This window comes from Pseudomonas sp. MF6751 (assembly GCF_016613265.1).
In the GTDB taxonomy this organism is placed as follows: Bacteria; Pseudomonadota; Gammaproteobacteria; order Pseudomonadales; family Pseudomonadaceae; genus Aquipseudomonas; species Aquipseudomonas fluorescens_BV.
The window spans coordinates 1-11,115 of sequence record NZ_JAENSV010000076.1; the positions used below are offsets into that span (position 1 = coordinate 1).

The window sequence follows — 11,115 nt, forward strand, 5'->3', positions numbered from 1 at the left end:
AACGACGGGAGGATGGCGGCGTAGGTCGCCTGCTCGACGTGATCGACCGCGTACCGGAGCGCATGAAATCCGGACTGTTCATCGAATTCGACGGCGAGATGTTCCAGGTACTGACCGGCATCCGCAATTTTATCACTGTGACGACTGAGCGCTGGGCGCGGAAGTCGGGGAGGAAGGCATGGCGGCAGCCGAGAAACTGGGCGATGAGTCCGGTCACGATAAGGTCACCGAAAAGCGAATGGCCGAACTGCTGGGCACCACACCGAAAGCCCTGCAACGAAAGCGAGAACGTAACATCATCCCCGCCGGCGTCTGGTCGAAAATCGACGGACGAATCATGTACAGCAAATGGAGGTATGACGAATGGCTAGAGAGCCAATGGAGCTGCCCACCGGAGTTGAGCTTGTCGGGAAATCGATCAGGATCAGGTTCTCCTGGAACAAGAAGCGTCACTGCGAAACGCTCGCTCTCCCGCAAACCGCAAGGGGAATCGCAGCAGCCGAGGCTTTACGTTCTCAAGTAATACAGCTTGCAAAGCTGGGAGCCCTTACGCCCGAAAAGTACAGGGAGCTGTTCCCGAATAGCCGGAGCGACTCCATAGGGCACATGCCAATCTTCTTCGACTACGCACAGGACTGGCTGAACAGCCTGCAGATCGAGGACAGCACCCGCAAGAACTACCGCAGCACCATGCAGACCTACTGGGTGCCACACCTGGCCACATACCCACTCGACAAGATCACGCCAGTACTGATGCGGAAAATCGTGAACGGCATTACGTGGACTTCGCCGATCCGCAGAAAGGGCGCCATCAGGCTGGTGACAGGCTTGCTTACCCAAGCCGTTAACGATGAGCTGATTCTGAGGAACCCGGCCAACTCGATCCCCCCGACGAGGGTCACCAAGCGCGAGATCGATCCATTCAGCCGCGATGAAGCTGACGAACTGATCGCCAAGCTGTACGAAGTGACGAGCGGACTGCAGGCTATTTACGCGTGTTTTTTTGAGTTTTCTTTCTATACAGGAATGCGCCCAGGCGAAGCTATGGCCCTGCGCTGGAGCGAGGTTGATACGCGCTCGAGGCGCGCCAAGGTTTGCCGCATCAGGCTGTACGGCAAGATCAAGGAGAGAACAAAGACGAAGGTGTCGCGGGAAGTTTTATTGAACGATCGAGCCATACAGGCACTCGAAAAAGCCAGACTGCTTACGGCGGCGCGCTCTGATTATGTTTTCGCGCCGGACGGTTCGGGTGACAGATCAGAGCTATACATCCGATCCGAAACTGGGGCTAAGCGCTATTGGTTGTCAGCATTGCGCAAGAGTGGCATTCGGTATCGCCGGATGTACGACACCAGGCACACCTATGCAACGATGTGCTTGATGTCGGGAATGAACCCAGCGTTCATCGCCGCTCAACTTGGACACAGCGTTCAAGTGCTGCTTTCAACCTATGCCAAGTGGATCAGTTCCTCGAGTGATTTCGCGGAGCTTGAAAAGCTGGATTTGCCGAAAAACGGTACAAAAATGGTACTTGAATCTCGGTAGACGCGCTTAGGCCCAGCAAATACAGGGCCTTACGTTATATGTGTGGATTAGCTGGCGAGTTACGCTTTGATCATCAACCTGCCGACCTGGCAGCCGTAGAACGCATCACGCACCACCTCGCCCCCCGAGGCCCCGACGCCTGGGGCTTTCATGCCCAAGGGCCGATTGCCCTGGGCCACCGCCGCTTGAAAATCATGGACCTGTCGGACGGCTCTGCCCAACCGATGGTCGACGCCCATCTGGGGCTGTCCCTGGCGTTCAATGGCGCTATCTATAATTTCCCGGAGCTGCGCCAAGAGCTGGAAGCCCTGGGTTACGCCTTCTATTCCGGCGGCGACACCGAAGTGTTGCTCAAGGGTTATCACGCCTGGGGCGAAGCGCTGCTGCCCAAGCTCAACGGCATGTTCGCTTTCGCCATCTGGGAGCGTGATGCCCAGCGTCTGTTCATCGCTCGTGACCGTCTCGGTGTGAAGCCCTTGTACCTGTCGCGCACCGGTCAGCGCCTGCGTTTCGCCTCGGCGTTGCCAGCGTTGCTCAAGGGTGGGGATATAAACCCGATCCTCGATCCGGTCGCCCTCAACCATTACCTGAATTTCCACGCCGTGGTCCCTGCGCCGCGCACGCTGTTGGCCGGCATCGAAAAGCTGCCGCCCGCCAGCTGGATGCGCATCGACGCCAGCGGCAAAACCGAACAGAAAACCTGGTGGACCTTGCCCTACGGGCCCCATGAGGACGAAAAACACCTGACCCTGGAAGACTGGACCGACCGCGTGCTCGACAGCACCCGCGAAGCCGTGGCCATTCGCCAACGTGCCGCCGTGGATGTCGGCGTGCTGCTGTCCGGCGGCGTCGACTCGAGCATGCTCGTCGGCCTGCTGCGTGAAGTGGGCGTGGAGGATTTGTCGACCTTTTCCATCGGCTTTGAAGACGCCGGCGGCGAACGTGGCGACGAGTTCCAGTACTCAGACCTGATCGCCAAACACTACGGCACCCATCACCACCAACTGCGCATCGCCGAAAGCGAGATCATCGAGCAACTGCCGGCCGCCTTCCGCGCCATGAGCGAGCCGATGGTCAGCCATGACTGCATCGCCTTCTACCTGCTGTCGCGGGAAGTGGCCAAGCATTGCAAAGTGGTGCAGAGCGGCCAGGGCGCCGATGAACTGTTCGCCGGTTACCACTGGTACCCGCAAGTGGACGGTGCCAGCGACCCGTACGCGGCCTATCGCGAGGCGTTTTTCGACCGCAGCTACGACGACTACGCGGCGACCGTCGCCCCCCAATGGCTGACCGCCAACGACGCCGCTGGCGATTTCGTGCGCGAGCACTTTGCAATGCCGGGCGCCGACGCGGCCGTGGACAAGGCCCTGCGCCTGGACAGCACGGTGATGCTGGTGGATGACCCGGTCAAGCGCGTCGACAACATGACCATGGCCTGGGGCCTGGAAGCGCGCACGCCGTTCCTCGACTACCGCCTGGTAGAGCTGTCGGCCCGTGTGCCGGCCCAGTTCAAGCTACCCGACGGCGGCAAACAGGTGCTCAAGGAAGCGGCGCGCCGGGTCATCCCCAGCGAAGTCATCGACCGCAAGAAAGGCTACTTCCCCGTGCCCGGCCTCAAGCACCTGCAGGGCGATACCTTGAACTGGGTGCGCGAGTTGCTGCTGGACCCGAGCCAGGACCGCGGGCTGTTCAACCCGGCCATGCTCGACCGCTTGCTCACCGACCCGCAAGGCCAACTCACCCCACTGCGCGGCTCCAAGCTGTGGCAGTTGGCGGCGCTGAACCTGTGGCTGAGCGAACAAGGAATCTGATCCATGAAACCGAATGCCGCGGCTTACAGCCAACGCTTACTCAAGGGCCAGGCGCCGACCTACGAGCGCCTGCAAGCGCGCCTGGCCGAAGATGGCAGCGCACTGGCCGCCGACCCGATTGCCGTGCATTGCGGCTGGGGCCGTTTGTTGATCGGCCACACCTTTCCCGACCCGGCAAGCCTGGCCCTGGAACTGCTCAACGAGCAGCCCGGCGAGCGCGATATCGCGCTGTACGTGGCCGCGCCCCAGCAAATCCTGGGCATTGACCCGCAGCAACTGTTCCTCGACCCGTCCGACACCCTGCGCCTGTGGTTCACCGACTACCGCCCGGCCACCCGGGTGTTTCGCGGCTTTCGCATTCGCCGGGTGCAGAGCGAGGCCGACTGGCAAGCGGTCAACCACTTGTACCAGGGCCGCGGGATGCTGCCTGTCGACCCGGAACGCCTCACCCCACGTCATCAAGGCGGCCCGGTGTACTGGCTGGCCGAAGATGAAGACAGCGGCGCGGTGATTGGCAGCGTAATGGGCCTCAACCATCACAAGGCCTTCCACGACCCGGAAAACGGTTGCAGCCTGTGGTGCCTGGCCGTAGATCCTCAATGCACACGCCCTGGTGTCGGAGAAGTGTTGGTGCGCCACTTGGTGGAGCACTTCATGAGCCGAGGCTTGAGCTACCTGGACTTGTCGGTGCTGCACGATAACCGCCAGGCCAAGAGCCTTTACGCCAAACTCGGCTTTCGGGCGTTGACCACCTTCGCGATCAAGCGCAAGAACGGCATCAATCAACCGCTGTTTCTGGGCCCCGGGCCCCAGGCGGAGTTCAACCCTTACGCACGCATCATTGTCGAAGAAGCCCACCGACGCGGTATTGATGTGCAAGTGGACGATGCCGATGCGGGTTTGTTCACCCTTAGCCACGGCGGGCGTCGCGTGCGTTGCCGTGAGTCCCTGAGCGACCTGACCAGCGCCATCAGCATGACCCTGTGCCAGGACAAGAGCCTGACCCACAAGGTGCTCAAGGCGGCGGGCCTGCAGGTGCCGGTGCAACAGTTGGCGGGCAGTGCCGACGACAACCTGGAGTTTCTCGACGAACACCAGCGCATCGTGGTCAAGCCGCTGGATGGCGAGCAAGGCCATGGCGTCGCCGTGGATCTGCGCAGCATCGAAGAGGTGCAGCAGGCGATCGAGGCGGCGCGCCAGTTCGACAGCCGCGTGTTGCTGGAAAGCTTCCACGAAGGCCTGGACCTGCGGATTCTGGTGATCGGTTTTGAAGTGGTCGCGGCTGCGATTCGTCGCCCCGCCGAAGTGATCGGCGACGGCCAACATTCGATTCGCGCCTTGATCCAGGCGCAAAGCCGTCGTCGCCAGGCGGCCACCGACGGCGAGAGCAAAATCCCGCTGGATGCAGAAACCGAGCGCACCCTCAAAGCCGCAGGTTACGACTACAACAGCATCCTGCCCCGTGGCGTGCAACTGGCCGTGCGACGCACCGCCAACCTGCACACCGGGGGTTGCCTGGAAGATGTCACGGCGATCCTGCACCCCACGCTGGTGGACGCGGCCGTGCGTGCGGCCCGTGCTCTGGATATCCCTATGGTCGGCCTGGACCTGATGGTACCTGCCGCCGACCAGCCAGAGTATGTGTTTATCGAAGCCAACGAACGGGCCGGCCTGGCCAACCATGAACCGCAACCCACGGCTGAGAAGTTTGTGGATTTGTTGTTTCCACACAGTCAGCCGGCGACTTAAGTGATGTGTCGCCTGTACCGGCGCTATCGCGGGCAAGCCCGACTCCCACAGTTGACCGCACTCCAATGTGGGAGCCGGGCTTGCCCGCGATGAGGCCGTGCCGCCCCTCATCGAAACCATCGATGCCCTCAACTCATCAGGAGTTTCCATGACCCGAACCATCCCCGAACCCGATCTCGCGTACCTGCAAAAAGTGCTGCTGGAGATGCTCGCCATTCCCAGCCCCACCGGTTTTACCGACACCATCGTGCGTTACGTCGCCGAACGCCTGGAAGAACTCGGCATTCCGTTTGAAATGACCCGGCGCGGCACCATTCGCGCCACCCTCAAGGGCCAGAAGAATAGCCCTGACCGCGCCGTCTCCGCCCACCTGGACACCATCGGCGCCGCCGTGCGTGCGATCAAGGACAACGGGCGCCTGACCCTGGCGCCGGTGGGCTGCTGGTCGAGCCGCTTTGCCGAAGGTAGCCGGGTCAGCCTGTTCACCGACAACGGCGTTATTCGCGGCAGCGTATTGCCGTTGATGGCCTCCGGGCACGCGTTCAACACTGCCGTGGATGAAATGCCGGTGAGCTGGGACCATGTGGAACTGCGCCTGGACGCCTACTGCGCCACGCGTGCCGACTGCGACTCCCTGGGAATCAGCGTCGGTGACTACGTAGCGTTCGACCCACTGCCCGAGTTCACCGAGAGCGGGCATATCAGCGCTCGCCACCTGGACGACAAGGCCGGCGTCGCCGCCCTGCTCGCCGCGCTCAAGGCCATCGTCGACAGTGGCGAACCCTTGCTGATCGACTGCCACCCGCTGTTCACCATCACCGAGGAAACCGGCAGTGGTGCAGCGGCCGCCCTGCCCTGGGATGTGAGTGAGTTTGTCGGCATCGATATTGCCCCGGTCGCCCCCGGCCAGCACTCCAGCGAACACGCGGTGAGCGTGGCCATGCAGGACTCCGGCGGGCCCTATGACTATCACCTGTCCCGCCACTTGCTACGCCTGGCTTCGGAGAACGACCTGCCGGTACGCCGCGATCTGTTCCGCTATTACTTCAGCGATGCGCACTCGGCGGTCACCGCCGGCCATGATATACGCACCGCCCTGCTCGCCTTCGGTTGTGACGCCACCCACGGTTACGAGCGTACCCATATAGACAGCCTGGCCGCCCTGAGCCGCTTGCTGGGCGCTTACATCCTCAGCCCGCCGGTGTTTGCCAGCGATGCGCAACCGGCCCAGGGCTCACTGGATCGGTTCAGTCATCAGATCGAGCATGAAACGCAAATGGAGAGCGACACCCGCGTGCCGTCGGTAGACAGCCTGGTCGGCCAGAAGTCCTGACGCGGTGAGTTGATACTGGCAACAAAGGTCCCGGCGCAGTAGCATCGCCGGGACCTGACACCTGAGGCTTGTATGCTGATTCCCTACGATGCACTTGAAGTCGACACCCTGACCCGCCTCATCGAAGACTTCGTCACCCGCGACGGCACCGACAATGGCGACGACACGCCCCTGGAAACCCGCGTGCTGCGCGTGCGCCAGGCGCTGACCAAAGGCCAGGCGCTGATCGTCTTCGACCCCGAGAGCGAGCAATGCCAGTTGATGCTCAAGCACGATGTGCCCAAGCATCTGTTCGACTGAAAAGCTGCGCCTAAAGGTTGGGCACCGGCACGGGATGGGTAGCCTGGCCCTCGCCTTTGAGAATCTTGCGGTACACCTCGGCGCGGTACACGTTGACACCCATCGGTGCCTCGATGCCGAATTTCACATGAGTACCGTTCACTTCAAGGATATGCACGGTGATGTCATCGCCAATGGCGATGGCTTCGCCTATGGCACGGCTTAAGACCAGCATGGCGGTTGTCCTTTGCAAATAACAGGACCTCGACCATGCCCCCTTGGCACTGGACCGGCAATGGCTTGCGGGCAAATCAGGCGCTGCCTACACAGGTAGGTAATTTGCCTGACAGACCCCAGCCAAATCAGCCCTTCACAGCCTGCGCCTTGGCGCGCATCTTGTCGGCCATCAGGGTCATTTCGTCATACAGCAACTGCGGATTTTTCTGTTTCAACGCCCAAGCCATGCGGCCTTGCTCGTGGGGCAGGATCATGAATTCACCTTCGGCCACACGCTGGTAAATGTAGTCGGCAATATCCGCCGCCGAGATGGGCGAACTCTCAAGCAACTTGCCCACTTGAGCCTTCATGGCTGGGGTTGGCCCACGGAACGAGTCGAGCAGGTTGGTCTGGAAAAACGACGGGCACACCACATGCACGCCCACTTCCTGTTGCTTGAGCTCCACCAACAGGCTCTCGGACAACGCCACCACGCCCGCCTTGGCCACGTTGTAGTTACTCATGGCGGGGCCCTGCATCAGCGCTGCCATTGACGCGATGTTGATGATGCGCCCCTTGCTCTTTTCCAGCAGCGGCAGGAACGCCTTGCAGCCTTTGACGACGCCCATCAGGTTGATTGCGATCTGCCAGTCCCAATCCTCCAGGGACAGTTCAGCGAAGAACCCGCCCGAGGCCACGCCGGCGTTATTGACGATCACATCGATGCCCCCGAGCTTCACCTCGCAGGCCTGGGCGAAGGCCGTGAGCTGGCTGTAGTCACGCACGTCACAGCGCTGGATAAAGCCATCCCCCCCTGCTTCGCGAACCTGCTTGAGGGTTTCCTGCAAACCGGGCTCGCTGACATCGGACAACGCCAACTGCCAACCTTCACGGGCCCAGCGCAGAGCGATTTCGCGACCCAGGCCAGACCCGGCGCCAGTGATCATCATGCGGTTTTGCATAGAAGTAACCTTGTGGTTTACCGAAGAAGTGACCCGCAGTGTAGCGAAGGTTTTTCCTGCACCCACGCACCATCAGATTGATGAATGCCAGAGGCAAACCCGTGGCTGGGTCGCAGTCGCGCATATAGCCCAAGTTCAATTTTTTTCAACTGATTAGTTCAAGTTGCGTACGGGGTAAAAGAAATAAGCAACTAATCAAAATGTTTTAGAAAAACAATGAATTTTCTGCCAAGTGCATGAGTCGGAATGGTTAAGGCGTCCCAATGCACATGGACGAGATAACGGTCAAACAGCCGGTTTTGCACAGAACCTATAAGGAATAAAACCATGAGCCTCATTCTAATCATTATCCTGATCCTCCTGCTGGTCGGTGGCCTGCCCGTGTTCCCGCACTCGCGTAACTGGGGTTATGGACCGTCGGGTATCCTGGGTGTGGTACTGGTTGTTCTGCTGGTGCTGTTGTTGCTCGGCAAGATATAAACGCCGCGCTACGCTTTTTGTAGGAGCGAGCTTGCTCGCGAAAAACGTACAGGCGCCGCGTTTATTCAGGACGCGCGCGTCATCGTTGACCTTCTTCGCGAGCAAGCTCGCTCCTACAAGTAAGAAAGCAAAAAAAGAGGCCCTCTAGAGGGCCTCTTTTTTATTGCCGGTCAGTTAGTCCGGTTTGCCATCTACCACACCTGCGGTGTTATCCAGCAGGCTCTTGGTCGCGGTCTGCAGGAACGACTCGAGTTTCTGCTTGAGCGCAGCTTCGTCCGGCGACTCAGGAATCACCTTGCCAGTCGGCTCGGCGCCCAGTGTGTATTCCCACAACTTGGGTGGCATTTCCTTGGGCAATACCAGCACGCGATCGCCGGTGAGCAAGGCCACGGTCTGGTCGCTGCCCGATGGCTTGATCACGCCGAAACCCTTGTCACCTTCCGGCAGGTTCAGCAGGTCGCGGCCCCAGCACTGGTGCAAGGTATCGCCGCCCAGGCGGCCCATGATGGTCGGCACGATGTCGATCTGGGTGCCCACGGTGTGGTCACGCTCACCGAACTTCTCGCGCATGCCGGGTGCAATCATCAGCATCGGCACGTTGAAGCGACCCAGGTCCATCTCGGTGATCTGCTGCTCATTGCCAAAACCGTGGTCACCGACAATCACGAACAGGGTTTCCTTGAAGTACGGCTCCTTGCGGGCCTTTTCAAAGAACTGGCCCAAGGCCCAGTCGGAGTAGCGCATGGCCGTCAAATGCTCGTTGAGGCTACCACGGTCGGTGACTTTCTCAACCGGCAATGGCGTTGGCAACGCGTACGGCGTGTGGTTGGACAGGGTTTGCAGCAACGCGTAGAACGGCTTGCCGCCTTCACGGGCTTTAAGCTCCTCCAGGCCACGGTTGAACATGTCCTGGTCGGACACGCCCCATGTAGGGTCGGAGAACACCGGGTCGACAAAGTCGTTGCGGCCGACGAAGTTGGTCATGCCCTGGTTGCTGAAGAAACCCGACTGGTTGTCCCAGGCGAAATCGCCGTTGTAGACATACACGTCGTCGAAATCACGCGCACTGAGCAACTGTGGCAGGCCCGACAACTTGTGGCTGCCTTCCGGGGTCTGCATCAGGTATTCGAAGCCCGGCAGGTTCGGGAAGCAGGCCATGGTGGCGAACATACCCTGGTGGGTGTGGGTGCCGTTGGAGAAGAAGCGGTCGAACAGCAAGCCTTCCTGGGTCAACTTGTCGAAGTACGGGGTGATATTGCCCGGACGCCCCAATGCGCCCACCGAGTGACCGGCGAAGCTTTCCATGAGGATCACTACGACGTTCTTGATCGGCAGGGTTTTCTCGGCCGGTGGCGTGAAGTCACGGCGCACGGCAGCGGTGTCGGTGTCTACCAGCTTCTCTTGCGGCAGCACCAGCATGTCGCGCACGGTCTGGGTGGCCAGTGGTTGTTCCAGCGTCGCTTTCCAGATGTTGGCGCGGTCTTCACCGAAGCGCGCCTTGGCCGCCGCGATCAGCGACAGGGTGCCATTGAGGCCCAACTGGTTGGCGAAATTGGAATCGGTGGTGTAAACATCCCCCCAACGCAGCGGTGGGCCCTGGCGCAGGGTGCCGCGGGCGGCGGCCACGGCGACCAGCAGGCAGACCATGAATACCGCGATGCGGCTGTACCACGGAGCCACCTGGCGCGTGCTGATCGTGCCGCCGCTGAATGGGCCGCGCGGGCGCGTTGCACGGTCGGCACCCTTGAAGGCCACACTCAGGATCAGCGTGCCCACGGCCCAGGCCAGCAGGTAGCGCACCACCGGGAAACCGTACCAGAGCATGCTCATCACGGTGCTCGGGTCTTCCTTCACATACTGGAAGACCAGGCCGTTGAGGCGTTGGTGGAATTCACGGTAGAAGTCCATCTCCATCAGGCCCAGGAACAAGGCGATGCTGGACACCACGGTGAGCCACAAACGGAAGAACCCCCGTGCCGCCATGGCCCGTACACTGAACAACGCCAGCAACAACGGGATCAGCAGGTATATCACCAGGCGGATGTCCAAGCGCAGGCCATTGGCGAACGCTTCCAGAAACGTCGAGGCCGGCGTATCCAGGATCATCTCGCGGTTATAGACCAGCAACGCCAAGCGCAGCAGGGAAAACATCACCATCATGACCAGTGCGCAGAGCAGCGTGTACGCCAGATGGGATTTGACGGTCGGTTGCAGCAGGCGATTTGAAGCTCGCTGCTGATTCAGGGCGTCCGGGTTTGCCATGTCGTTTTAGGACCCATTGGAAGTTTAAGTTGCGAAATAATGCAGTGGCGTCCGTCCCTCGCCCAGGCTGGCTGGGGTAGGCGGTTAACGCGGTGGCGCAAATGGTGCCCGATCAAGGCCGGCAAGGCTATTAATTACTGAACGTATGCCACGGCCCTGCCTTTAAGGGCACTGGAGACAGAGCCTTGGCAGCCGGATAAAGCCGGGGAATTGTCTTGGATGGGATGTGAAAATTTCGTGCGGAGAATACTTTCGACACACAAATCTGCTGTCGTAGGAGCGAGCTTGCTCGCGAAAAACTCAAAGTCACCGCGTTCATCCAGGAAGCACGCGTTATCGTTGACGTTTTTCGCGAGCAAGCTCGCTCCTATGTATGGACTCGCCCTCCACTGTCAACCCGCTTTTCAAACATTGGTACCCGGTTGCATCTATGTATCAGGCCTATCCGAGGAAGCTCCAAACAGCTTCTGGCCAACAT

10 protein-coding genes are annotated in these 11,115 nt (G+C 60.4%); 7 read left to right on the forward strand and 3 right to left on the reverse strand.

Annotated features, from left to right (window positions below):
- The 6 genes from JJD66_RS28235 to JJD66_RS27255 all read left to right on the forward strand — a co-directional run.
- Positions 1-371, forward strand: a 371-nt coding sequence (locus JJD66_RS28235; protein WP_234452356.1) for a hypothetical protein, incomplete at its 5' end; no start/stop codon positions are given.
- On the forward strand, positions 364-1,545 hold the full coding sequence (locus tag JJD66_RS27235; protein WP_200649463.1) for a tyrosine-type recombinase/integrase: 1,182 nt from the start codon (positions 364-366) through the stop codon (positions 1,543-1,545). The genes JJD66_RS28235 and JJD66_RS27235, both read left to right, overlap by 8 nt.
- A gap of 38 nt (positions 1,546-1,583) precedes the next feature.
- Positions 1,584-3,356 (forward strand): N-acetylglutaminylglutamine amidotransferase, encoded by a 1,773-nt coding sequence (locus JJD66_RS27240; RefSeq protein WP_014719264.1) that lies wholly within the window; start codon positions 1,584-1,586, stop codon positions 3,354-3,356.
- Positions 3,357-3,359: 3 nt separating this feature from the next.
- Entirely contained in the window at positions 3,360-5,105 is a 1,746-nt protein-coding gene (gene ngg / locus JJD66_RS27245) for an N-acetylglutaminylglutamine synthetase (protein WP_105227482.1), read from the forward strand.
- A 148-nt stretch (positions 5,106-5,253) separates the two neighbouring features.
- Positions 5,254-6,438 carry an osmoprotectant NAGGN system M42 family peptidase gene (locus JJD66_RS27250; protein ID WP_034126152.1) on the forward strand — a complete coding sequence of 395 codons (1,185 nt, stop codon included), beginning with the start codon at positions 5,254-5,256 and terminating at the stop codon, positions 6,436-6,438.
- 72 nt (positions 6,439-6,510) lie between these two features.
- Positions 6,511-6,738, forward strand: a complete 228-nt coding sequence (locus JJD66_RS27255) for a YheU family protein (protein ID WP_003192759.1) — start codon at positions 6,511-6,513, stop codon at positions 6,736-6,738.
- Between the two features lie 10 nt (positions 6,739-6,748).
- On the opposite strand, the gene csrA is transcribed toward JJD66_RS27255, so the two are convergent.
- Positions 6,749-6,952, reverse strand: coding sequence for a carbon storage regulator CsrA (csrA, locus tag JJD66_RS27260; protein WP_096143236.1), 204 nt, complete (start codon positions 6,950-6,952; stop codon positions 6,749-6,751).
- 127 nt (positions 6,953-7,079) lie between these two features.
- Positions 7,080-7,895 (reverse strand): SDR family oxidoreductase, encoded by an 816-nt coding sequence (locus JJD66_RS27265; RefSeq protein ID WP_057977010.1) that lies wholly within the window; start codon positions 7,893-7,895, stop codon positions 7,080-7,082.
- A 327-nt stretch (positions 7,896-8,222) separates the two neighbouring features.
- On the opposite strand from JJD66_RS27265, the gene JJD66_RS27270 reads away from it, so the two are divergent.
- Positions 8,223-8,375, forward strand: coding sequence for a DUF3309 family protein (locus JJD66_RS27270; protein WP_003192767.1), 153 nt, complete (start codon positions 8,223-8,225; stop codon positions 8,373-8,375).
- 174 nt (positions 8,376-8,549) lie between these two features.
- On the opposite strand, the gene JJD66_RS27275 is transcribed toward JJD66_RS27270, so the two are convergent.
- On the reverse strand, positions 8,550-10,637 hold the full coding sequence (locus JJD66_RS27275; RefSeq protein WP_198715720.1) for an LTA synthase family protein: 2,088 nt from the start codon (positions 10,635-10,637) through the stop codon (positions 8,550-8,552).
- Positions 10,638-11,115 lie beyond the last annotated feature (478 nt).

Excerpts from the sequence above, each read along its gene's own strand:
- JJD66_RS27235 (WP_200649463.1), top strand. The coding sequence starts at position 364 with ATGGCTAGAGAGCCAATGGAGCTGCCCACCGGAGTTGAGCTTGTCGGG.
- JJD66_RS27240 (WP_014719264.1), top strand. The coding sequence starts at position 1,584 with ATGTGTGGATTAGCTGGCGAGTTACGCTTTGATCATCAACCTGCCGAC.
- ngg (WP_105227482.1), top strand. The coding sequence starts at position 3,360 with ATGAAACCGAATGCCGCGGCTTACAGCCAACGCTTACTCAAGGGCCAG.
- JJD66_RS27250 (WP_034126152.1), top strand. The coding sequence starts at position 5,254 with ATGACCCGAACCATCCCCGAACCCGATCTCGCGTACCTGCAAAAAGTG.
- JJD66_RS27255 (WP_003192759.1), top strand. The coding sequence starts at position 6,511 with ATGCTGATTCCCTACGATGCACTTGAAGTCGACACCCTGACCCGCCTC.
- csrA (WP_096143236.1), bottom strand. The coding sequence starts at position 6,952 with ATGCTGGTCTTAAGCCGTGCCATAGGCGAAGCCATCGCCATTGGCGAT.
- JJD66_RS27265 (WP_057977010.1), bottom strand. The coding sequence starts at position 7,895 with ATGCAAAACCGCATGATGATCACTGGCGCCGGGTCTGGCCTGGGTCGC.
- JJD66_RS27270 (WP_003192767.1), top strand. The coding sequence starts at position 8,223 with ATGAGCCTCATTCTAATCATTATCCTGATCCTCCTGCTGGTCGGTGGC.
- JJD66_RS27275 (WP_198715720.1), bottom strand. The coding sequence starts at position 10,637 with ATGGCAAACCCGGACGCCCTGAATCAGCAGCGAGCTTCAAATCGCCTG.